The following is a 21,826-nucleotide window of genomic DNA, read 5'->3' as shown; positions in this document are numbered from 1 at the left end:
GGACATCATGAAGGTCATCGGGCTGCTCGGCGGGATGAGCTGGGAATCCTCGATCGAGTACTACCGGCTCGTCAACGAACGGGTCAAGGCCGTCCTCGGCGGGTTCCACTCCGCGCACACCGTGCTCTACTCCGTCGACTTCGCCGCCATCGAGCGGATGCAGGCCGAGGACCGCTGGGACGACGCCGGTGCCGAGCTCAACCGCGCCGCTCGCGCGCTGGAGGCAGCCGGCGCCGGCTTCGTCGTGCTCTGCACCAACACCATGCACAAGGTCGCCGACCGGCTCGAAGCCGGCCTCGGCATCCCGCTGCTGCACCTCGGCGACACCACCGCCGCGGCCATCAAGGCCGCCGGGATCCGCCGGGTCGGCCTGCTCGGCACCGGCTTCACCATGGGCCAGCCGTTCTACCGCGACCGCCTCGCCGCGCACGGCCTCGACGTGCTCGTGCCGAGCGCCGAAGACCGCGACCTCGTGCACCGCGTCATCTACGACGAGCTGGTGCTGGGCGTCGTCAAACCCGAGTCGCGCGAGGCCTATCGCGGCGTGATCGCGCGGCTCGCCGACGCGGGCGCCGAGGGCGTCATCTACGGCTGCACCGAGATCGAACTGCTGGTCGGCCCGGCGGACAGCCCGGTGCCGACCTTCCCGACGACCCGCCTGCACGCCGAAGCGGCGGTGGACTACGCGCTGGGCACCACCTCGCTGCCCTTGTCCCCGACGTGAGCCTCGTGCTGCGCGACGACGTTCCGCCACAGCCGTTCGCGTTCCTCGCTGGTGAACGCCGCCGCGGGGATGCCGAAGACGTCGCCGGCCGCCGTCCACCAGTCCGCCGGTGACCCGATCAGCTCCTTGACACCGTGGCGGTTCAGGGTCCGCGCCCGCAGCGTGTCGACGCCGGTCGCGTCCCGCCCGCTGCAGCACGCAGACCCGCACGAACCCGGACTCCGGCGAGGTCGACAGCCAAGTGTGCTTCTCGGCGAAGTCGGCCATCTCGGCGGGACCGGGTGCGAAGTCGAAGCCCGCGAAGCTGCCCGAAGGGTCGTGGTCGAACCGCCAGCCGCCCGGCGCCACCTCCGACGGCCGCAGCCGGTAGGTGTGCGGGCCTTGGACGTAGGTGCCTTCCCGGAGGGGGAGCGGCTCGTGGATGCCGTCGCCGAGCCCGACGTCCACCACCCAGGCCGCCGACGGTTCCCCGGGCAGGCCGGTGACGGTGAGGGCCAGGTGGTTGCGGTCCACGTTCGGCGCGTCCGCCGGACTGCCCTGCACCCCGCCCAGATGCCGCGTCACCTGGTAACCGAGGGCGCGCAGCAGCGCCGAGAAGGCGCCGTTGAGGTGGTAGCAGTACCCGCCGCGGCCCCGCAGGATCCGCGCCAGCGAGGCCGACGGCTCGAGCGAGGTCGGCCGCCCGAGCTGGATCTCCAGCGGCTCGTACGGCACGCGCTCGACGTGGGCCGCGTGCAGGCGCCGCAGCGCGGCCAGGCTCGGCGGTTCGGGGTCGAGGCCGAGCCGCGCGAGGTATCCGGTGACGTCCATGCCGACAAGCTAGCGGCGACCACCGACAAAACCGCGGGATCAGGGATTTCACCCGAGGTGGACCGCCCGCACCCCGTCGTAGCCTCGAAGCGTGAGCACTCTGAACCCCGCCCCGGAGGCCGACGCCGCCAAGCGCGTGCTGCCGCCGAAACCGATGGCGGCCGCGCTCGTCGCGCTGTCGTTCACCCTGCTGCTCTACCTGGTCGAGCTGGTGGACGTGATCCTGCCCGGCGACCTGGACCAGGGCGGCATCCACTCGCGCTCGCTGTCCGGCCTCGACGGCGTGCTGTTCGCGCCGGTGCTGCACGCCGGCTGGTCGCACCTGTTCGCGAACACCGTCCCCGTGCTCGTGTTCTCCTTCCTCGCGATGGCCGCCGGGATCGGCCGGTTCGCGCTGGTCACGGCGATCATCTGGGTGGTGTCCGGGCTCGGCGTGTGGCTGATCGGGCCCGCGAACGGCGTCACCGTCGGCGCGTCCGGGCTGGCCTTCGGCTGGCTCGCCTACCTGCTGGTCCGTGGCCTGTTCAACCGCGCGGCCGGGCAGATCCTGGTCGCCGTCGTGCTGCTCGGCGTGTGGAGCGGCATGCTGGCCGGGCTGCTGCCGGGCAACCCCGGCGTCTCCTGGCAGGGGCACGTCTTCGGCGCGCTGGCCGGCATCCTCGCGGCCTGGCTGACCACCCGCCGGTCCCGCAAGGCCGCCCCGGCGCCTGCGGGTAACCTCGAAGGGTGACATCCTCGCCCGCTGATGCCCCGATCGGCGTGTTCGATTCCGGTGTCGGCGGGCTGACGGTCGCGCGCGCGATCCTCGAGCAGCTCCCCGCCGAGCAGCTCCGGTACGTCGGCGACACGGCGCACAACCCGTACGGCCCGCTCCCGATCGCCACCGCCCGCAGCTACGCCCTCGCGGCGCTCGACGAGCTCGTGGAGAGCGGCGTGAAGGCGCTGGTGATCGCCTGCAACACGGCGTCGGCGGCCTGCCTGCGCGACGCGCGCGAGCGCTACGACGTCCCGGTGATCGAGGTCGTCCTGCCCGCCGCGCGCCGCGCCGTCGTCGCGACGCACACCGGCCGCGTCGGCGTGATCGGCACCGAAGGCACCGTGCGGTCGCGGGCGTACGAAGACGCCTTCGCCGCGGCGCCCGGCATCACCCTGACCAGCGTCGCCTGCCCGCGGTTCGTGGACTTCGTCGAGCGGGGCATCACGACCGGGCGGCAGGTGCTCGGCCTCGCGCAGGGCTACCTCCAGCCGCTGCTCGACGCCGAGGTCGACACGCTCGTGCTCGGCTGCACCCACTACCCGCTCCTGCAGGGGGTGCTGCAGATCGTGATGGGCCAGGAGGTCACCCTGGTGAGCAGCGCGGAGGAGACCGCCAAGGACCTCGTCCGCGTGCTCACCGAGCGGGACCTGCTGACGAGCGGGGAGACCGCGCCGCGGCACGAGTTCCTCGCCACCGGCTCGGCGGAGCCGTTCACCCGGCTCGCGCAGCGCTTCATGGGCTTCGCTCCGGGTGTCCTCGCTCCCACCACTGCGTGAACGGCCGTGCGGACGCTTAGGGTGTCGTCGTGCGACTGACCATCCTCGGGTGCTCCGGCAGCATCCCCGGGCCGAACGCCGCCGCGTCCGGTTACCTGATCGAGGCCGAGGGCTTCCTGCTCGGCCTGGAACTCGGCAACGGCACGCTCGCGCAGCTGCAGGCCGTGGCCGATCCGTTCGACCTCGACGCCCTCGTGCTGACCCACCTGCACCCGGACCACTGCGCCGACGTCAGCGCGCTCACCGTCCTGCGGCGCTACCACCCGGCGCCGCCGTACCCCGCCCGGCCGCGCCTGCTGCCGCTGTACGCGCCGCCGGACGCCCCGGTCCGGCTGGCGAACGCGTACGCGCCCAACGAGACCGAGCGGGCCACCACGGACCTCTCCGACGTCTACGACTTCCACCCGCTGCGGCCCGAGCCGTTCCGGATCGGGCCGTTCGAGGTGGTCGCGGTCGAGGTCGACCACCCGACCCCGGCGTACGGCCTCCGGATTTCCTACGGCGGCCGGATACTGGCGTTCACCGGCGACACCGGGCCCTGCGCGGCGCTGAACGAGCTCGCCGACGGCGTCGACCTGCTGCTCGCGGAGGCGTCGTGGACGGACTCGGCGGAGCGGCCGGCGGGGGTGCACCTGTCCGGCAAGCAGGCGGGCGAGCTGGCGCGCGCCGCCGGCGTCGGGCGGCTGCTGCTGACGCACATCGCGCCGTGGACCGACGCCGGCGCGGTCCTGGCCGAGGCGTCGGCCGGGTTCCCCGGGGCCGAGGTCGTCAAGCAGGGTGCCGTCTACGACGTCTGAGGGCCGGTCATAGAGTGCACTGGTGGCTCGTAAAGATGGCAGGACCGACGACCAGCTCCGCGACATCAAGATCACCCGGGGGTTCCAGCAGTGGCCGGCGGGGTCGGTGCTGATCGAATTCGGCAACACGCGGGTGCTGTGCGCGGCGAGCGTGACCGAAGGGGTGCCGCGCTGGCGCGCCGGGTCGGGCCTCGGCTGGGTGACGGCCGAGTACGCGATGCTGCCGTCGGCGACCAACACGCGCGGCGACCGCGAGTCGGTGAAGGGCCGCATCGGCGGCCGCACGCACGAGATCTCCCGGCTGATCGGCCGGTCCCTGCGGGCGTGCATCGACCTGGCGGCCCTCGGCGAGAACACGATCGTCATCGACTGCGACGTGATCCAGGCCGACGGCGGCACCCGAACGGCGGCGGTGACGGGCGGCTACGTGGCCCTGGCGGACGCGATCACCTGGCTGGCGGCGGCGAACCGGTTGAACGACCCCCAGCCGCTGTCGTCCTCGGTGGCGGCGGTGAGCGTGGGCGTGGTCGACGGCCGGGTCCGGCTGGACCTGCCGTACGAGGAGGACTCGCGCGCGGAGGTCGACATGAACGTGGTGGCGACGGACGCGGGCACGCTGATCGAGGTCCAGGGCACCGGCGAGGGCGCGACCTTCGCGCGGTCCACTTTGGACACGATGCTGGACATGGCGCTTGCGGGGTGCGCGGAACTGACCCGGCTGCAGAACGAGGCGCTGGCGCTGCCGTACCCCGGTGAGCTGCCGGAGCCGCGTCCGGACAAGAAGAAGGGCGCGAAGTGACGAAGCTGCTTCTGGCCACGCGCAACGCCAAGAAGCTCGGTGAGTTGCGGCGGATCGTTGCTGCTGAGGGACTTTCGGGGATCGAGGTCATCGGGCTTGCCGATGTGCCTTCGTTCCCGGAGGCTCCTGAGACGGCGCCGGACTTCGAGGGCAATGCCGTGGCGAAGGCTCGGGATGCTGTTGCTGCTACCGGCTTGGCTGCGATTGCCGATGATTCGGGGCTTGCTGTCGATGCGCTGAACGGGATGCCTGGGGTGTTGTCGGCTCGGTGGTCCGGGCGGCACGGGGATGATGAGGCGAACCTGGATCTCGTGCTGGGGCAGCTGCGGGACGTGCCGGATGAGCGGCGGGGGGCGCAGTTCGTTTGTGCTGCGGCTTTGGTGCTGCCGTCCGGGGAGGAGACGGTGGTTCGCGGAGAGTGGCGGGGGACGCTGATCCGGGAGCGGCGTGGGGTGAACGGGTTCGGGTATGACCCGATTTTCCAGCCTGATGGGGAGGGGCGGACCTCGGCGGAGATGGAGCCGGCGGAGAAGGATGCTCTTTCGCACCGGGGGTTGGCTCTGCGGGCGTTGTTGCCTGCGCTGCGGGATCTGGGTTAGCGGAGTTTGACGCCGGGGCCGAGCTTTTCGGTACCGATGAGCTCGGTGTCCACGGCTGTGATGGTCAGCTCGAGGTCCGAAAGCGGGCTGACATCGACGGGTGCGGTGAACGAATCGAAAGTGATCGAACGCAGCCGGGGCGTGGCGAGAGCACGAAGATCGGTGATCCCCATGCCGAAGAAGTGAATTGCTTTCATGCTGGGAAAGCAGCGTGCGATGGTTTCGCCGCTCAGACTGTTGTCCCCGGGGTCGTATCGGAAAAGGCCGATCTTGGTGGGCGCGGTGAGGGGCGTCGAAGCCTCCAGGGTCTTCGCCCGGATTTCCCAGAGGGCGATTTCGTCCAGGTTTTCCAGTGCGGCGAGTGGGTCCAGGTTGTCGATCGAATGCAGCTTGTCGAGCGCGAGGCGCCTGAGGCCGGTCAAACCGCCGAATGCTTCGATGCTGCGCCAGGCGGTGCTCTGGAAGATCGTCAGGGCCTCCAGCTTCCGCAGTTTCTTCAAACTCGGCAACCGCGTGAACCGGCGGGCGAAGTACAAGGAGACTTCGACGAGGCCGGGATGGTGTCCCAACGGAGCGAGGTCGACGGTCGCCCCACGGTGGAAGTCCGTCACGATCCGGGTCAGGTGCGGCAAGCCGTCCACCAGGCCGAGATCGGCAGGGGACTCCGAGTTGAGGAGGTCGACCTGCAGATCGGTCAGGTGCTTCAGGTGCCGTACGTGGGGCAGGAGCTGCGCTTGCGCCACCAGGACTGTGCCGTCGGGCAACGGTGAGTCGGCCAGGACTTCGACGGCATAGCGTTCCGGTTCGAAGTACTGCCACGCCTGGAGCAGCTGGTCCTGCACCGCAACCCGGGGGTCTCGCGCATAGGTGCGGAGCACCTTCAGTGCATCCTCTCCCGCAGTCAGTGCAGCCGCCCGGACCGACGCTGCGGCGACCGCTTCCGACAGGCCGTCCAGGCTCTCCGGGAGGTACCGCAGCACGCGGTGCCCGATCGATGCCAGCGATCGCGTCTCCCGCAAGCTCCGCGGCGGCACCAGCTGATCCCGGATCACCGCCTCGACCCGAGCGATGATCTCCGGATCCGCATTGCTCACAGTCTCGAGAGAAGCGGCCGCCAGCAATCGCAAGTGGCGCGCGTGGCGGGGCTCGGCATCCGCCCGGTCGAGAATGCCCCTCAACAACGTCCCCACCTGGTGGTGCTTCGCGTGGCCGCAGGCCATCACGAACGTCTCCCACCACGTATCCAGGTGCGCCCGGTCGATCAGCGTCTCCAGGTGGTCCTGCTCCGTCGCCTCGTTCGCCGCCAAGCACTCCTGGAACGTCCGGTGCACGAAATCCACCCGGCCCCGGACCGGTTCCCGCAGCACACCGCTTCGCTCCAGCAAGTGGTCCAAGACTTCCGAAGGCGTGTGATCGACATGCGGCAGCGAAGGCAGCCGAAGGGCGACATGCGACAGCACCCGCTCCTTCGGCAGCTCCACCTTCGACGCCAGCGAGAGCCGCCAAGCCAGATCACCCAGCAAGATCTGCTTCTGCGCCTCCGTCAGGATCACGTCGATCCGCCGCTCCGCGTCCCGCAGGTGCAGCAGCATCGACAACGCCTTGCGGTACAGATCCATCCGGTCCCGCGGCAGCTCCGACCGATGCGCCAGGTTGAGCGCGCACAACATCGCGCACAGCAACGGGCTTGCCGCGAGAGTCCGCAGGTGCGGCCGCGAGTCGAGCTGGTTGAGCAGCCGCCTTTGGACCGCCGCCAGGTCCGTGTCCCGGCGGACCTGGCCGCCGGCCGCGGCCGCGTTGTGCCAGCGGGTCACCAATGCCTGGATGTCGTCCGCGTTCATCGGCTCCAGCAGCACACAACCGAAGCCTTCCTGGGCCAGCCAGCGCTGATCCGCCGCCGCTGTCCGGGAGGTCACCACGATCAGCGTGTCCGGGAACGTCGAGGCGAGCTTTCGCAGCCATGCCTTCACCTCGCGGCGGTGGCCCGCGCCGACCTCGTCGACGCCGTCGACCAGGACCATCGCGCGGCCGCTCTCGAGCACCCGGCGGGCCCAGCCCTCCGGGGGCGCCTGCATCGGCGCGATGTGCGCGAGGAACTCCTCCGGCCGCGGCAACGGCTCGGCGGCGAAGCTGCGCAGCCGGATCGGGAAGGGCACCCGGCCGTTCCAGCCGGCGAGCTTCCCGGTGAAACCCGCACGGGCCGCCGTCACCGCCAGCCAGTCCAGCAGGGTCGTCTTGCCGGATCCGGCCTCGCCGCGGACCAGGACGTGCGTGGTCCCGCTCAGCGCCGTCTCCACGCGCATGTTCGCGCTGCCCAGGTGGTCCTGCCGCTTCTCGAACCACAGCTCGTCCACCCGGCGCTTGCGGGGCTCGCCCTCGGGCGAAACGCTCAGGCTGAGGTAGGCGACGGTCAGCGGCAACGCCGGCTGGTCGTCCATCGTCAGGCCGAGCAGTTCGAGCCGGTCGAGTTCGCGGGCGATCGAGCGCAGGTACGCCGACTCGAACTCGGCGTCGTGGTCGACGCCTTCAGGTGCTGCGAGGCTCGTCTTCGGCACCCGGGCCAGCAGCTCCTCGAGCTGGTCGCTCTGGCGGCTCAACCGCCCCAGGACATCCGCCAGCGCGCGCGGCTGGAACGACGGCAGGTGACGCACCACCTGGACCAGGTGGCGGCACGCCTGGTCCAAAGCGAGGTCGTACAGCGCCGCCGCCTTGGGCGCGAGGAGGCGTTCGTGCGCGAGGCCGCCGCGGATCTTCCGGGCCAGCTGCTCGGGATCCGCGTCCGCCGCCAGCAACGCCGAGTCCGACAGGTCCGCCTTGGCCAAGGCGTCTTCCACCGCCACGAACGCCGCCTCGACCTCCTGCGGCGGCAGCGTCGAGAAGCGGTCGGCGAGGACCGGCTCCAGCTGCTCGGCCACCTGCATCCCGATGTGCTGGACGAGGTTCTCGAGCTTGGCCCGCTCGAGCGGCCCCTTGAGCTCGCCCGCCACCAGGTCGACCAGCTCGGCGGACCGCTCGTGGGCCGCCTTCCGCCGTCGCAGCCACGACTTCGCCGCCGCCGAGGCGATCTGACCGCCCAGCTTGAGCGCCGGTCCCTCCAGGCTGGTCAAGGGTTCAGGACGCCAGGCCGAGGTCCCGGATCAGCTTGGCCACGTGGCCGGTCGCCCGCACGTTGTACCAGGCGTTGGCGATCTTGCCCTCCGGGTCGACGACGAACGTCGAGCGGATCACGCCCATATACGTCTTGCCGTAGTTGCGCTTCTCGCCCCACACGCCCCACGCCTCGAGGACGCCCTTCTCCGGGTCGCCCAGCAGGGGGAACGTCAGCTCCTCGTGCTCCACGAACTTCGCCAGCTTCGCCTGCTTGTCCGGCGAGATGCCGACGACCTGGTAGCCGGCGTCGTTCAGCTCGGCGAGGTTGTCGCGGAAGTCGCAGGCCTGCTTCGTGCAGCCCGGGGTGCTCGCCGCCGGGTAGAAGTACACGACCACGGACCGGCCGCGGAAGTCGCTCAGCGAGACCTCCTTGCCCGTGCTGTCGGGCAGGGTGAATTCCGGGGCTTCGTCACCGGGGGAAAGGCGCTCGGTCATGCCCCGAGCCTAACGGCGGACGGTCAGGCGGGGCCACAATAGGTGACTGCCGTGGGTTCCGTCGCGCTCGGCCGGAGCTGCAGGCGCAGCTGCGTCTGCTCCTGCGGCACCGCGAACGCCAGCGTCAGGTGCACCGACCGGCCCGGCAGCACGTCCTTGCCCGCGTCGGTGATGCCGGTGAACCCCTGGGTCGTGTCCACGACCTGCTTGACCGGGTTGCCCGCCGCGGTGGCGGTGACCGTCAGGCCCGAAAGCTTGTACGTCGTCGAACCCTCGTTGATCAGCTCGACGTCGAAGGCCGCGCCGCGCGGGCTCTGCGGGTACGCCGACGGGCTGGGGCGGAACGACGCCGGGGAGCCGACCGAGATCGTGACGCCGCTGGGGAACTTGTGGTCGGCGCCGAACTTGAGGTCGTTGCCCGCCGGCGAGGCCGACGCCCCGGCGCCCGCGGGGGAGCCGCCCACGCCGAGCGCCGCGGTGCCGTCGTGTGCCGAGGGGACCCCGCACGCCACCGCCAGGCCGAGCAGTCCTGAGGTGAACATGATCTTGCACGTGCGCGCGAGCGCCATCGCGGGTACTCCAGTCGGCGGGTCGGGGTGCCGTTCGGCAACGGGGATGCCGGGCGAACCCGCTCCACTCTGGCCGTGATCGCGCGCGGTTACGAGGCGCGACCGGGGGTTGTCGCGCACCTGGTGCCGCCCCGTGGCCAATCCGTGACCGGAACGGCACGGCTCGTGACAATCTCTGGCCACATGCCACTTAAACCGCGAGCGCGAACAACAGGATGAAGATCGCGACACCGGCCACCCAAGCGGCCATCAGCCAGCCGAAATCCCGGACCGGGTCGACCGCGCGGCTCTCTTCGCCGGGCACGTACACGCCGCGCTCCTCGAACCAGTCCGCCCACCGGGCGAACCAGCGCAACGGGTTGCGCGACGACATGCTTCACCTCCGGGAACCGGTTCCGCCGGTTACAGTACGGGTTCGGCCGGGTGCCCCGGAAGGCGCGGGCGGCCGTCCACCCCCGACACCCCACGGCCGGGTGAACTTCGGTGGCGTCGGTGTAGCAGTTCAGGCGAGTCCGTTACGCCGCAGCACCGACACCGCACGGACGGTCGCGTAGCCGCGCCATTCGAGTGCCGCCGCGGGTGAGTAGCTCGCGAAATCGACCCGCCAGCCGCCGTCGTCCTGCTGTTCGCCCGCGAGCCGCCGCAGTTCGGCGTCGATGACGCCGTCGGCGAACAACGCGCGCGCCGGGCGGTCCGGCAGCGGCGCGAAATCCAGGGCGCGCAGGGTTTCGCCGTCCGAACCACCGTCCACCGGGGCCAGGCCATCGGCCGGGACGAACGCGGCGAGGTGGGCCAGCAGCGCGGCCGCCTCCTCGTGGAGTTCGTGGGCGGCGTCGGCGAACTGCACCGCGAAGGACAACGCGATCGCGTGCGGTGCCGAGGACAGCTCACGGATCGCGCGGAAACAGTACTGCGTCGCCGCGGCCAGCCACGGGTGCTCGCGCACGGTCGCGTCGTGGCGGGCGACGCGCAGGGCCACCCCGGCGGCGAAGGCAGTGCTCTGGAGGGTGGCCACCGCCGGATCGGCCTTGGCCCAGAAGGGCGCGCAGCCGGCCGGGTCCGCCACGGGCAGGGCGAACGGCAGGCCGCCGTCCGGCCGGGACGCCGTCGCCAGCCAGTCGCAGAGCTGCGCCGCGTGCGGTGTCGTGACCGGGGCGATCTCCTCGAACACTTCGAAGGCGTGCAGGGCGCCGCCGGGCTGGCTTTCCGGGGCCCGCAGGTCCGGCTCGAGGCCCCAGCCGTAGCCACCGTCGGAATTGCGGTAGCCGTCGACCGCGGCCAGCACGGCGTCGGCGTTCGCCGCGCCGCCGAGCAGTTCGAAGCGGCGGCGGTCGAGGAGGCGGGCGTGCGTCGCCATGAAGGACGCCGCCGCGGGAAGGTTCACGGGCATGCGGCCAGCGTCGCACGGCCGTCTTGAACGGATCGGACGCTCAGGGCAGCTGCGGCCCGGTGGTGACGGCTTCGCGCAGCCGCGCCGCGTCCTGGCCGGGTGGCGCGCCGAACAGGCGGCGGTACTCGCGGTTGAACTGCGACGGGCTGTCGTAGCCGACGAGGTGCCCGACGCCGGCGACGTCACCCGTGCCGGCCAGCAGCAGCGACCGCGCTTCTTGCAGGCGGATGCGCTTCTGGAACTGCAGCGGGCTCATCGCGGTCGCCGCCCGGAAGTGGCGGTGGAACGCCGACGCGCTCAGCCCGCTCAGCCGGGCGAGCTCCTCGATCCGCACCGGTTCGGCGTAGTTGTGCCGGATCCACCGGATCGCGCGGCCGACGTGGGCGGCGCCGCTGTCGGTGAGGCCGAGCCGGCGGACCAGGCCGCCGTGCGGGCCGGTCAGCAGCCGCCAGAGGATCTCCCGTTCGATCAGCGGCGCGAGGACGGGCACGTCGGACGGGTGGCCGAGCAGCCGCACCAGCCGCAGCACCGCGTCGAGCAGCTCCGGACCGGCGTCCCCGATGGCGATGGGCGACGCCGGCGGCGTGCGCGGCGGCGCCTCGAGCAGCAGCGGGGCGATCGCCGCGGGCCGCAGGGCCAGGCCGATGCCCAGCGCGGGCGTCCGCGGCGTGGCGCCGACGAAGTGGCCGGTCACCGGCAGGTCGGTGCCGACCAGCAGGTACTGCCCGGCGCGGTGCTCGTGCACCTGCTCGCCGAGCAGCAACCGCTTGCCGCCGCGGGCCAGCACGACCAGCAGCGGCTCGGCGAGCGAGTGGTGCGGCTCGCTCGTGTCCACTTTGGACAAAAGGAGGCCGGGCACCGGGGTGCGCAGGTCGGCGTGCGCGTGCCGGGAGACGAGGTCGCGGAGTTCTTCGAGCACCGGTCCAGACAACCGAGGTCGAGAGGATTGTGCAAGAGGTCGCGGCGATCGGTCTACCGGTGAGCAGGTGATCCGCGGTTTCCTGGTCTCACTCGATTCGTTCGTAAGGAGAGTTTCGTGCCACTCGATCACTACGTCACCCTCGGCCGGTCCGGGCTCCGCGTCAGCCCCTTCGCCCTCGGGGCGATGACGTTCGGCGAGGACCCCGGCGGCGCCGGCTGCAGCGTCGAGGAGTCGGAGAAGATCCTCGCGGCCTACCTCGACCTCGGCGGGAACTTCGTCGACACGGCGAACTTCTACACCAACGGCCATTCGGAGCAGATCCTCGGCGACTTCTTCGCCGCCCACCCCGGGCGCCGTGCGCGTGTGGTGCTCGCGTCGAAGTTCTTCGGCAACATGTTCCCCGGCGACCCGAACGGCGGCGGCGCCGGCCGCGCGTCGATCATCGCCCAGCTCGACGAGACGCTCCGGCGGCTGCGGACCGACTACCTCGACCTGTACTGGCTGCACAACTGGGACCGCAGCACGCCGATCGAGGAAACCATGCGGACGCTCGACGACCTGGTGCGCGCGGGCAAGATCCGGTACGTCGGCTTCTCGAACACCCCGGCGTGGGTCACCGCCCAGGCCCAGACGACGGCGCTGCTGCGGGGCTGGACGCCGCTGATCGCGCTGCAGGTCGAGTACTCGCTGCTGGCGCGGACGGTCGAAGGCGAATTGGCGCCGTTCGCGCTCGACCAGGGACTGGCGCTGGTGCCGTGGAGCCCGCTGAAGAACGGGTTCCTGTCGGGCAAGTACCGGCGTGGTGCTCCGGCGCCCGATTCGGCCCGCGCGGCTTTCGTCGGCGGACCGTCCGAAGCGGAGTTCGCGGTCATCGACGTCGTGGCCGGGATCGCCGGGGAACTCGGGACGACGTCCGCGGCGGTGTCGCTGGCGTGGCTGCTGGCCCGGCGCGCCACGGTGGTCCCGATCGTCGGCGCGCGGCGGCTGGAGCACCTGACCGGCAACCTCGCGGGCCTGGACGTGACGTTGACGCCCGGGCAACTGGCCACTTTGGACGAAGTGTCGGCGCCGGCGCTGGACTACCCGGCCCCGATGCACGGCGCCCAGCGCGCGATGCTGCAGTTCGCGGGCGCGACGGTCGACGGTAAACCGTCCACTGTGTACCCGCCGTTGCTGCAGAGTGCCGTCCGTTATTGAGTCAGCCGGGTGAGGACGGCGTCGAGGCCGTGTCCGATGTGGTCCGGCACCCCGGCTTCGCGCAGGGTGTTCCCGAGTTCTCCGAAGACGTGGGCGACGTAGGCGTTCGCGTCCTCGGCGCGGACGCCGTGCGCGGCCATCCACGCGGCGATGGTGGCGAGCTGGTCCAGGTGCGCGGCGAAGGTGGCCGTGGCGGCGCTGAAGGTGGCCAGGGTGGTTTCGTTCTCGGGGACGACGACTTCGCCGACGCTTTCGAAGAGCGTCCGGGCGACGGGGTCGTCCGGATAGAGGGCGGTGCAGCTCGCGCGGCGGCTCGCCGTCGGGAGGGGGATGGCGCGGACGATGCGCTCGGCCGGAGCGACGTGGTCGCGCAGTTCGGCGAGGGACACCGCGGCGACCGCGCTGACGACCACGTGGTCCGGCCGGAAGGTCAGCTCTTCGAGCACGTCCCGGGTGATCTGCGGCCGAACGGCGATGACGACGGCCGTGGCGCGGTCGAGGACCTCCTGGTTGCTGCCGCAGGCGGTCACGTTCGGGAACCGGGCGGCGAGGTCGTGCGCGATGCGCTGGTTGCGCGGGGAGAGGAAGACCGGCGGCGGAGCGGGACTGCCGGCGCTGAGACCTTCGACGACGGCCGCGGTGAGCTCACCGGTGCCCACGAATCCGTACGGCTGCACGGGTGGACCCTAACTGCGGAACGTCCGCCGGTAGGTGTCCGGGGGCACCCCGACCGTCCGGTTGAAGTGCCGCCGCAACGTCGTCGCCGTGCCCATGCCAACCGCCTCCGCCACCGCGTCGATGCCCGCGTCCGTGTGCTCCAGCAGCTCCTGGGCCCGGCGGATGCGCTGGTTCAGCAGCCACTGCAACGGGGTGGTGCCCGTCGCGGCGCGGAAGTGGCGGGCCAGGTGGCGGGAGCTCATGTTCGCCTGGCGGGCCAGGTCCTCCACCGTCAGCGGGCGGTCGAGGCGGTCCGTGATCCACGGCAGCAGGGCGGCCAGCGGGTGGTCGTCGCGGGCCGGGACCGGGGCCGGGACGAACTGGGCCTGGCCGCCCGCCCGGTGCGGGGGCACCACCAGGCGGCGGGCGATCGCGTTGGCCGCCGCCGGGCCGTGGTCGGCGCGGACCAGGTGCAGGCACAGGTCCATCGCCGCCGCCTTGCCCGCCGAGGTGAGCACCTGGCCGTTGTCGACGTAGAGGACGTCCGGGTCCACCGTGACCCGCGGGTGGCGGGCGGCGAGGACGTCCGTGTGCGCCCAGTGCGTCGTCGCGCGCAGGCCGTCCAGCAGGCCGGCCGCCGCGAGCACGAACGCGCCCGTGCACAGCGACGCCACCCGGGCGCCGCGCGAGTGGGCCGCGCGTACCGCGTCGATCAGGTCCGCCGGCGGGGCCGCGTCGACGTCCGCCCAGCCCGGCACGATCACGGTGTCCGCGCTCGCCAGCCGGTCGAGGCCGTGGTCCGGTTCGAGCAGGAACCGGCCGACCCGCACCGCGTGCGAGCCGCAGACCGCGAAGCCGTAGCGGGGATCGTCGCCGAAGACCTCGGTGGCGATGGTCAGCTCGAAGCTGAGCATCCCGTCGGTGGCGGCGAGCGCGACTGCGTGCATGTCCGAAACTGTACGCAGCACGTCGTTCCGGACACTGGTGACCGGGTCCGGCGGTGGCCAGGATGATCGTCATGACTTCGGTACTGGTTTACGGCGCGTACGGGCACACCGGCCGTTTCGTGGTGGCTGAGCTGCGCAAACGCGGCTTCGAGCCGGTTCTTTCCGGCCGGGACGCGGCCCGGTTACCGGGCGGGCGGCCGGCGTCGGCCGACGACCCGGCGTCCCTGGACCGCGCGTTCGACGGCGTGGCGGCGGTGATCAACTGCGCGGGCCCGTTCGCCGTGACGGCCCGCCCGGTGGCCGAGGCGGCGATCCGCGCCGGCGTCCCGTACGTGGACGTCGCCGCGGAGATCGAGGCCAACCTCGACACCTTCGAGCTGGCGGCGGAAACCGCGGTGGTGCCCGCGATGGCGTTCTTCGGCGGCCTGGCCGACCTGCTGGCCACAGTGGCCATGGGCGACTGGCCGGCGGCCGACGAGGTGCACGTGGCCTACGGCCTCAGCGGCTGGCACCCGACACCCGGCACCCTCGCGGCGGGCCGGGTGTCCCGGGAACGGCGAGCCGGCCGCCGCGTCCGGTACGCGGGCGGCCGCCTGGAGTACCGCGACGACGCCCTGCCGTCGCTGGAGTGGGCGTTCCCCGAGCCGCTCGGCCCGCGGCCGGTGCTGGGCGAGTTCTCGATGGCCGACATCGTGACCATCCCGCGGCACCTTCAGGTCCGAGACGTGACGTCCTATATGACCTTGGACGCTGCCGAGGGCTTGGCGGCGGCCGGCGAACGCGATTCGGCGGAGACGTTCGTGGTCGAGGTGGTGGTGCGCGCGGGCGGTGCGGAGCGCCGGATCGTGGCGCGCGGGGAGGACATCTACGCGGTGAGCGCGCCGCTGGCGGTGGAGGCGGTGGAGCGGATCCTCGCCGGCCGGACCCGGGTGAAGGGGGTGGCGCCGGCGGGGGAGATGTTCGACGCGGGGGACTTCCTCCGGGCGCTGGCGCCGCGGATCACGGTGGAACAGCGGTGAAGCCGGGGTGGCATACCGTCACTACAGCAAGCGGCTGTCGAAGCCGGCGGCCACCAGGCGGTTGTAGGCGCCCTCGACGGCCGGCGGTACCGGCTGCGGAATGGCGAAGCCGCGCTCCGGGTAGACCATGACGCGCTGGAGGTCGCCGACCATCATGTCGACGACCTCCGCTGCGTCCCCGACGGTCTTGACGTACTCCTCGAGCGTCAGCGAAGCGGAGGTGCAGATCGGCGCCACCTCCGGCCAGAGCCGGCGGCAAGTGGCGTAGGCGCGCCGTTCCATGTACGGCATCGAGATGAGCAGCACGGATTCCGGTGTCAACCCGGCGCCGGCCAGGACGTGGCGGGCGAGGGTGATGTTTCCGCCGGTGTTGGTGGCTGCCGGCTCGACCAGGATGGCGCTGTCCGGCACGCCCAGTTCCAAGGCGCGCTCGCGGAAGTGGACGGCTTCACCGCGCGGGAAGACGTGTGCGGTGTCGCGGCTGGTGGCGCCGGTGAACACGACCGTCGGGAACAGGCCGCGGTGGTACAGGTCGGCGGCGTAGTCGGCAACGCCGATGTCGTTGCAGCCCAAGGCGACGGCGGCGGCCGCAGGCGCGACTCTGTGATGGACCCGGTGAAAGTCCCACACGGCTTGCGCGTCCTGCCATTCGGCGTCGGTGAGTTGCCGCTTCACGACGGGGTAATGCTCCTCGGGTCCGGCGAGCGGGCTACGCCTGCTGTTCGTAAGCCCGGCGAATACCCGTGATGGCCTGTAGCTGATGCAGCATGCCGTACTCGGTCGCGGTGGCAGCGGCGCCCTCCAACAGCGCGAGGCCGCTGTCTGCCGTGGCAGGGTCGGACAACAGGAGGTGACCGTGCGCGGTGTCGAGGCGAACGCGCTGCATGGGGGCATCGCCCGCCCGGTGGTCGAGGGCCACCTCGAGAGCGGCGGTGGCTTGGCGGAGGTCGCCGTCGCCGCGGTACGCCAGCGCCAGTTTCTGATACGCCACCGACCAGTCCTGCGGCTCTTCGAGGGCTTCGAACCGCCGGATGGCGGGCCGGATGAAGGTGATGGCCGCAGTGCCCTCGCCAGCCTTGCTCAATGCCGTCCCGACCCAAAGTAACGCGCGAGTGCGATCGCGGGCATCGAGCCGGTGATCGGCGGCCAGCCGCTCGTACTGCCGGCCGGCGGCTTCGAGCTGTCCGCTCATCTCGTCGAGGACCGCAAGGTGCAGTTCGAGTTGAGCCACTCGCCGGTCTGAATGCAACTCGGCGAAGACGGCCATGGCCTTGCGGTAGCTCTGTCGGGCGGACAACGGCCCGGTGAGCACACCCTGGTCTTGGCGCAGATCGCCGAGGAGCCGTAACGAGCGGCCGTAGAGATGCAAGGCGCGCTGGTCTGCGCCGGATGCGAGCTGACCGGTCCAACGGTCGAGTAGGAGCTTGGCCGCGACGAACTCCTGCCGCCCAAGGCACACGGCCGCCCGGTCGAGGTCATCGGCCCAAGTGTCGTAGTCGAGATCACCGCTGGTCGTGACGGCGTCAGCCGGTGGCGGAGCGGCGGCTGAACCGGCTGCGGACGGCGCGTTCTGTCCTTCGGCGAGCAGTTCTTCCAGCTGTTCGCGGTCGACGCCCAGCAGCTTGGCGAGCTTCGGCCGCTTGTACGGAAGTGGTTCGGACTTGCCCCGCTCCCAGTGGCCGACGGTGGTGGGGTCGACGTTCAAGGCGTAGGCGAGCGTCTCCTGCGTGTAGTAGGCCGCCTTGCGCGCCCGGATGAGCCGGGTTCGTCGCTCACCCACGAACACCTCCCTTGATTACAAACCGGGGTTGAAAGATTACCCCAGGTCAGAATGTCGAACGCAAGATCTGCGCCGCGAGTGGGCCAGGTCGCCGCCCTGGCCGCGCCGGTGGTGGCCGGTAAAGGTCGGTTCCGGCATCCCGCCACCTCGACGACCGGCAAACGACCAGGACGAACTTCATGACTGCTTCCTCGCTGCTCTCCGTACCCACCCTCTCGGCGGATGACAAACCGACGGCGCTCCTCCCCGCCCCGCCGGCCTACGGGTACCTGCGCGTGCCCGTCGATGTACCGGACCGTCGGGCGCGAGAACTCGAACTGGCCGTCATCCGGTTCGCCGAAAGCAGGAGCCTGAACTTCGTCTCGTTCTTCTTCGATTCCGACTTCGGAGTTCGCGGTGGGTTCACCGAGCTCGTCGCCGAGCTGGTCCGAGCCAACGCTCGTCATGTCGTCGTCCCGAGTCTGCGGCACCTGGCGCGCCACGCCCGGTTGCAGGACGCGATGCAGGACCGGCTGGTCTTGGATGCCGGGGCCGAAGTCCACGCCGTGTGGCACTCGGAGGCCGGCTGCCGGGAGCGATGGGTAAGCGGCAGCGCGGGGGCGGATGCATGACCCGACTCACGCAGGACCCGCTGCGGTAATCCTGCTGCACACCGCCTGTCGGGCGGAGCGTGGTGGGCTGTGTCGCTGCTGGTCAGAGTGGGGGGAGTGGGCCCGGAGAGACTCGAACTCTCACTGGCACGGACCTAAACCGTGTGCCTCTGCCAATTGGGCTACGGGCCCCCAGCAGTCCGAAGCGTAGCGTGCGGCGTGGCCCGTGCGGCGGCGGTGGGGCGGTCGACTAAGTTGGGGCTCGGAAGTACCGGCGGCGAGGAGGACACGTGGCCCGCGATCCCGAGACGATCGAGCGTGAGATCGAGCAGGCTAGGACCGCTCTGGCGGCGACGCTCGACCAGCTCACCGTCAAGGCCGACCCGAAGAAGCTCGCCGATGCGGCCAAGGACGGCGTGCGCGCCAAGCTGGACAACCCCAAGGTCAAGTTCCCGCTGATCGGTGCGGGTGTCCTCGTGCTCGTCCTGCTGGTGCGCAAGCTCCTCAAGTAACGCTCAGGCCTGCTTCGCCGGCGCCTTGCTCTCCGGGGCGGGCGCCGGCTCGGGCTTGCGGTCCTCGACCGCCTTCGGGAGCTGCTTGCTCGGCGGGAGCTGGGGCTTCTTGTCCGCGGACGCCTGCGTCTGCTGCTTCGGGACGCTGCCCGGCGGCGGGACCTCCAGCGGCGGGAGCTTCGGCAACGTCAGCCGCGCCGTCATGTAGGCGCTCGTGAAGTCCAGTGCACTGCCGTTGAGCAGGTGGACCACCGTTGTCCGGCCGTCGCCGGCGAGTTCCTCCACCAGCTGGTCGGCGCGGTCGCGGGCGGCGATGATGCCCGGCGCCCGCGCGGTCAGCTCCTTGCCGCGGCCGCTGACCGTGATCGCCCAGTCCGCGTCCTCCTGGACGTACGTCGCCGTGATCGTTTCCACCATCTGCCTCACGCCCCTCTCCCTCACCAGCATCCTTACACAACCGTGACGCGGTCACTGCGCTTTCGTGACGCGGCTCCCGTGCCCCTCCTCCGGTCGCGAAGGTCCAGCACACTTTCTACCGTGTCAGCAGAACAGTAGAGCAACTCTGTGTCACAGGACACGACAGCGCTGAGTAACGACCAAATGGCCTAGTGCACGCGCAAGCTAACGTGCACGCCGCTCCAGGCCGCTCCACAGCACGTCCATGGCGTATTCGGTGGCCGATTCGGGGCTCACTTCGTCGTGCCGCTCGCACCAGATCGCGAGCCGTTCGCACGCCCCGACCACGAATTCCGCAGCCGCCTCGGCCCGGAGGTCGTCGCCGCTGTCGAAGTAGCCGCTCATCAGCGCCGCGATCAGATCGGTCTGCTGGCGGCGGGTCTCCTCGACCTCGTCCGCGGCCGGCGTGCCGATCAGCGCCATCTCGTGCCGCAGCAGCGACCACGCCTGGCGGCGCTCGCGGATGAAGACGAAGAACGCCAGCAGGCCGCGCCGCAGCGCGTCCTCGGCGTCCGCCGCGCCCACCGTGGCCTGCTCGGTGACCTCGCGCAGCACCGCGCGGGACTCCCGGATGCAGGCCAGCAGCAGGCCCTCCTTCGAGTTGAAGTACTCGTAGAGCATCGGCTTCGAGACGCCCACCAGTTCGGCGATCTCGTCCATCGACGCCGCTGCGTACCCGCGCTGGGAGAAGACCTGCTCGGCGACCTCGATCATCTGCCGCATCCGGTCGGCTCGTGGCATGCGCTTGCGCTTCGCGGTGGTCACCCCGCACACTCTACCGGGGGTAACCTACTCTGAGTAAGATGGACGACGGGTAACAGGAACCGGGAGGCGTCATGGGCAACCGCACGGAGACCGGGGTCGTCATCGTGGGGACCGGGTTCTCCGGTCTCGGCATGGCGATCCAGCTGCGCAAGGAGGGCCGCGACGACTTCGTCATCCTCGAGAAGGCGCACGACGTCGGCGGCACCTGGCGCGACAACAGCTACCCCGGGTGCGCCTGCGACATCCCGTCGCACATGTACTCGTTCTCCTTCGAGCAGAACCCCGGCTGGTCGCGGGCCTACTCGCCGCAGCCGGAGATCTGGCGGTACCTGCGCGACGTCGCCGGCAAGCACGACCTGCACCGGTTCACCCGCTTCGGCCAGGAGATGACCGGCGCCCGCTGGGACGCCGAAGAGAACCGCTGGCACATCGCCACGAAGGGCGGCGACGAGTTCGTGGCGGACGCCCTGGTCGCCGGGGTCGGGGCGCTGCACCTGCCGATGATCCCGGAGCTGCCCGGCATCGAGGGGTTCGGCGGGCCGGCGTTCCACTCCGCGCAGTGGCGCCACGACGTCGACCTCGCGGGCAAGAAGGTCGCCGTGATCGGCACCGGCGCCAGCGCGGTCCAGTTCGTGCCGAAGATCGCCCCGGCCGTCGAAGCGCTGACGCTGTTCCAGCGGACACCGCCGTGGATCATGCCGAAGGCCGACCACGAGATGTCCGGGCGCACCCGCGCGCTGTTCCGGGCGTTCCCGCCGGCCCAGCGCGCCTACCGCACGCTGCTCTACTGGCTGCTCGAAGCCCGCGCCATCGGCTTCAACGGCCAGTCGTGGGTGATGAAGCTCGGGCAGCGGCTGGCCAAGCGCAACATCGACCGCGCGATCACCGACCCCGCGCTGCGGCGCAAGGTCACCCCGGACTACACCATGGGCTGCAAGCGCGTGCTCATCTCCAACGACTACTACCCGGCGCTGGCCCGCGACAACGTCGACGTCGTGACCGAGGGCGTCCGGGAGGTCCGCGAGCGCAGCGTCGTCGACGCGGCGGGGGCCGAGCACGAGGTCGACGTCATCGTCTACGGCACCGGCTTCCACGTCACCGACGCCTTCGACGACCTGGAGATCGTCGGCCGGGACGGGCGCAACCTCGGCAAGGAGTGGGCGGCCGAGGGCATGCGGACGCACCTCGGCATCACCGTCGCCGGCTTCCCGAACCTGTTCTTCCTGCTCGGGCCCAACACCGGCCTCGGGCACAACTCGGTCGTGTTCATGATCGAAGCCCAGATCTCGTACGTGGCCGAAGCGCTGCGGCTGGCCCGCGGGCAGGCCGTCGAGCCGAAGCCCGAGGTGCAGGAGCGGTTCAACGCGCGGATCCAGCGCAAGCTGGCCAAGGGCATCTGGACCCGCGGCGGCTGCAAGAGCTGGTACCTGGACGCGAAGGGCGTCAACCGGACGATCTGGCCCGGCTTCACCTGGCGCTACTGGCTCGACACGAGGAAGGTGCGCCGCGAGGACTTCCAGGTCGGCTGAGCGGTCGTGAGTGGTAAGGCGAGTTCTAACTCGCCTTACCACTCACGACCGGGCGGGATCAGCGGGAGGTGTAGCGGCGGAGGTGGGCGATCAGGTCCACGGTCGGCAGTCCGCACAGCTCGGCCATCCGCTCCAGCGCCGGCAGGTCGAGGGCGACCTCGCCGCCGGTCTGCTCGCCGGTCCGGCGCAGGCGGTCCTCGGCCCAGCGGCGCAGCGGCAGCAGGTCGGCCGGGGCGTCGGCGACGACCTTGCGCAGGTCGACGCGGACCCGGCCCGGCTCGTCGACGAACACCCGGCGGTGCACCTTGGCCAGCAGGTCCTGGGGCAGTTCGTCCATCGCGACGCACAGCTCGACCAGGCGCACGACGGAGCACTGTCTGGTGCCCAGCTCGTAGGTGGCCAGCGTCTGCAGCGAGATCTCGCTCTGCAAGTGCTGGTTCAGCTCCTTGCGCGTCCAGCCTCGGCTGCGCCGGAGCTTGCGGAGCTCGTCTCCGAGGATCCGCTGGTACTCCTCAGCGTCGATCAGCACATCAATGTCCCCTGCCGTGCGCTCCCACGGCACCCGCACGGCCGTGATAATTCCCGTGCAGGTGCACCCTCACGTGTATGTAAGTGCGCAGACCCCCGGCCCTTACGCGAATTCGGG

Annotated in this window: 24 protein-coding genes, 1 tRNA gene and 1 pseudogene; 11 read left to right on the top strand and 15 right to left on the bottom strand. The window is 71.1% G+C overall.

Annotation, left to right across the window (positions count from 1 at the left end; translation table 11 throughout):
• Positions 1-7 precede the first annotated feature (7 nt).
• A complete protein-coding gene (locus OO60_RS10370) occupies positions 8-724 on the top strand; it encodes an aspartate/glutamate racemase family protein (protein WP_033261335.1) in 717 nt (238 codons plus the stop codon).
• On the opposite strand, the pseudogene OO60_RS45390 reads toward OO60_RS10370, so the two are convergent.
• Positions 682-1,534, bottom strand: a pseudogene (locus OO60_RS45390) (arylamine N-acetyltransferase family protein). The gene OO60_RS10370 and the pseudogene OO60_RS45390 overlap by 43 nt on opposite strands.
• A 91-nt stretch (positions 1,535-1,625) precedes the next feature.
• On the opposite strand from OO60_RS45390, the gene OO60_RS10365 reads away from it, so the two are divergent.
• From OO60_RS10365 to rdgB, 5 genes are read left to right on the top strand one after another with little or no spacing between them, the layout of a single operon-like run.
• Positions 1,626-2,264, top strand: coding sequence for a rhomboid family intramembrane serine protease (locus OO60_RS10365; protein ID WP_004559264.1), 639 nt, complete (start codon positions 1,626-1,628; stop codon positions 2,262-2,264).
• Entirely contained in the window at positions 2,261-3,067 is an 807-nt protein-coding gene (murI, locus tag OO60_RS10360) for a glutamate racemase (protein ID WP_081656022.1), read from the top strand. The genes OO60_RS10365 and murI overlap by 4 nt, the downstream gene beginning before the upstream one ends.
• Positions 3,068-3,096: 29 nt before the next feature.
• The gene (locus tag OO60_RS10355; protein WP_004559262.1) at positions 3,097-3,864 is read left to right on the top strand and encodes an MBL fold metallo-hydrolase; all 768 of its coding nucleotides are present in this window, start codon (positions 3,097-3,099) and stop codon (positions 3,862-3,864) included.
• Positions 3,865-3,886: 22 nt separating this feature from the next.
• Positions 3,887-4,663: a ribonuclease PH gene (gene rph / locus OO60_RS10350; protein WP_004559261.1), complete on the top strand. Its 777-nt coding sequence runs from the start codon at positions 3,887-3,889 to the stop codon at positions 4,661-4,663.
• Positions 4,660-5,262 carry an RdgB/HAM1 family non-canonical purine NTP pyrophosphatase gene (gene rdgB, locus OO60_RS10345; protein ID WP_004559260.1) on the top strand — a complete coding sequence of 201 codons (603 nt, stop codon included), beginning with the start codon at positions 4,660-4,662 and terminating at the stop codon, positions 5,260-5,262. Before rph ends, rdgB begins: the two co-directional genes overlap by 4 nt.
• On the opposite strand, the gene OO60_RS10340 is transcribed toward rdgB, so the two are convergent.
• The 6 genes from OO60_RS10340 to OO60_RS10315 form a co-directional block, all read right to left on the bottom strand.
• Complete coding sequence (locus OO60_RS10340) at positions 5,259-8,369, bottom strand: NACHT domain-containing protein (protein ID WP_004559259.1); 3,111 nt, start codon at positions 8,367-8,369, stop codon at positions 5,259-5,261. The two genes, rdgB and OO60_RS10340, sit on opposite strands and share 4 nt — an antisense overlap.
• Before the next feature lie 4 nt (positions 8,370-8,373).
• A complete protein-coding gene (gene bcp, locus OO60_RS10335; RefSeq protein ID WP_004559258.1) occupies positions 8,374-8,847 on the bottom strand; it encodes a thioredoxin-dependent thiol peroxidase in 474 nt (157 codons plus the stop codon).
• Positions 8,848-8,870: 23 nt separating this feature from the next.
• Complete coding sequence (locus OO60_RS10330; RefSeq protein ID WP_004559257.1) at positions 8,871-9,416, bottom strand: hypothetical protein; 546 nt, start codon at positions 9,414-9,416, stop codon at positions 8,871-8,873.
• A gap of 190 nt (positions 9,417-9,606) precedes the next feature.
• Positions 9,607-9,789, bottom strand: a complete 183-nt coding sequence (locus OO60_RS10325; protein ID WP_004559256.1) for a hypothetical protein — start codon at positions 9,787-9,789, stop codon at positions 9,607-9,609.
• Between the two features lie 129 nt (positions 9,790-9,918).
• Positions 9,919-10,806 carry a hypothetical protein gene (locus OO60_RS10320; RefSeq protein ID WP_004559255.1) on the bottom strand — a complete coding sequence of 296 codons (888 nt, stop codon included), beginning with the start codon at positions 10,804-10,806 and terminating at the stop codon, positions 9,919-9,921.
• Between the two features lie 40 nt (positions 10,807-10,846).
• The gene (locus OO60_RS10315) at positions 10,847-11,725 is read right to left on the bottom strand and encodes an AraC family transcriptional regulator (protein ID WP_004559254.1); all 879 of its coding nucleotides are present in this window, start codon (positions 11,723-11,725) and stop codon (positions 10,847-10,849) included.
• 117 nt (positions 11,726-11,842) lie between these two features.
• Between OO60_RS10315 and OO60_RS10310 the strand changes: the two genes are divergently transcribed.
• Positions 11,843-12,925, top strand: coding sequence for an aldo/keto reductase (locus OO60_RS10310; protein ID WP_004559253.1), 1,083 nt, complete (start codon positions 11,843-11,845; stop codon positions 12,923-12,925).
• Here OO60_RS10310 and OO60_RS10305 read toward each other — a convergent pair.
• On the bottom strand, positions 12,919-13,602 hold the full coding sequence (locus tag OO60_RS10305; protein ID WP_004559252.1) for an NAD(P)-binding domain-containing protein: 684 nt from the start codon (positions 13,600-13,602) through the stop codon (positions 12,919-12,921). The genes OO60_RS10310 and OO60_RS10305 overlap by 7 nt on opposite strands.
• A gap of 9 nt (positions 13,603-13,611) precedes the next feature.
• The gene (locus tag OO60_RS10300; RefSeq protein WP_004559251.1) at positions 13,612-14,529 is read right to left on the bottom strand and encodes a helix-turn-helix domain-containing protein; all 918 of its coding nucleotides are present in this window, start codon (positions 14,527-14,529) and stop codon (positions 13,612-13,614) included.
• Positions 14,530-14,600: 71 nt separating this feature from the next.
• Here OO60_RS10300 and OO60_RS10295 point away from each other — a divergent pair, with 71 nt between their 5' ends.
• Positions 14,601-15,548 (top strand): saccharopine dehydrogenase NADP-binding domain-containing protein, encoded by a 948-nt coding sequence (locus tag OO60_RS10295; RefSeq protein ID WP_033261334.1) that lies wholly within the window; start codon positions 14,601-14,603, stop codon positions 15,546-15,548.
• 21 nt (positions 15,549-15,569) lie between these two features.
• Here OO60_RS10295 and OO60_RS10290 read toward each other — a convergent pair whose 3' ends face one another.
• Both OO60_RS10290 and OO60_RS10285 read right to left on the bottom strand, forming a co-directional pair.
• On the bottom strand, positions 15,570-16,223 hold the full coding sequence (locus tag OO60_RS10290) for a YdcF family protein (protein ID WP_004559249.1): 654 nt from the start codon (positions 16,221-16,223) through the stop codon (positions 15,570-15,572).
• A 34-nt stretch (positions 16,224-16,257) separates the two neighbouring features.
• On the bottom strand, positions 16,258-17,328 hold the full coding sequence (locus tag OO60_RS10285) for a helix-turn-helix transcriptional regulator (RefSeq protein WP_162146251.1): 1,071 nt from the start codon (positions 17,326-17,328) through the stop codon (positions 16,258-16,260).
• A 179-nt stretch (positions 17,329-17,507) separates the two neighbouring features.
• On the opposite strand from OO60_RS10285, the gene OO60_RS44960 reads away from it, so the two are divergent.
• Positions 17,508-17,939: a hypothetical protein gene (locus OO60_RS44960; RefSeq protein WP_004559247.1), complete on the top strand. Its 432-nt coding sequence runs from the start codon at positions 17,508-17,510 to the stop codon at positions 17,937-17,939.
• Positions 17,940-18,036: 97 nt separating this feature from the next.
• Here the strand turns inward: OO60_RS44960 and OO60_RS10275 are convergent.
• A tRNA-Leu gene (locus OO60_RS10275) sits at positions 18,037-18,110 on the bottom strand.
• Positions 18,111-18,208: 98 nt separating this feature from the next.
• Here OO60_RS10275 and OO60_RS10270 point away from each other — a divergent pair.
• On the top strand, positions 18,209-18,430 hold the full coding sequence (locus OO60_RS10270; RefSeq protein ID WP_004559246.1) for a DUF3618 domain-containing protein: 222 nt from the start codon (positions 18,209-18,211) through the stop codon (positions 18,428-18,430).
• A 3-nt stretch (positions 18,431-18,433) separates the two neighbouring features.
• Here the strand turns inward: OO60_RS10270 and OO60_RS10265 are convergent, their stop codons facing one another.
• Positions 18,434-18,847: a hypothetical protein gene (locus OO60_RS10265; protein ID WP_004559245.1), complete on the bottom strand. Its 414-nt coding sequence runs from the start codon at positions 18,845-18,847 to the stop codon at positions 18,434-18,436.
• Positions 18,848-19,051: 204 nt separating this feature from the next.
• Positions 19,052-19,609 (bottom strand): TetR/AcrR family transcriptional regulator, encoded by a 558-nt coding sequence (locus OO60_RS10260; RefSeq protein WP_051767673.1) that lies wholly within the window; start codon positions 19,607-19,609, stop codon positions 19,052-19,054.
• Between the two features lie 113 nt (positions 19,610-19,722).
• Between OO60_RS10260 and OO60_RS10255 the strand changes: the two genes are divergently transcribed.
• Positions 19,723-21,180 carry a flavin-containing monooxygenase gene (locus tag OO60_RS10255; protein WP_004559243.1) on the top strand — a complete coding sequence of 486 codons (1,458 nt, stop codon included), beginning with the start codon at positions 19,723-19,725 and terminating at the stop codon, positions 21,178-21,180.
• 58 nt (positions 21,181-21,238) lie between these two features.
• Here the strand turns inward: OO60_RS10255 and OO60_RS10250 are convergent, their stop codons facing one another.
• Positions 21,239-21,709, bottom strand: coding sequence for a helix-turn-helix domain-containing protein (locus OO60_RS10250; RefSeq protein WP_004559242.1), 471 nt, complete (start codon positions 21,707-21,709; stop codon positions 21,239-21,241).
• Positions 21,710-21,826 lie beyond the last annotated feature (117 nt).

This window comes from Amycolatopsis vancoresmycina (genome assembly GCF_000716785.1).
Lineage (GTDB): Bacteria > Actinomycetota > Actinomycetes > Mycobacteriales > Pseudonocardiaceae > Amycolatopsis > Amycolatopsis vancoresmycina.
The sequence above is the reverse complement of the archived record's forward strand: the minus strand, read 5'-3'. Positions and strand labels throughout refer to the sequence as shown.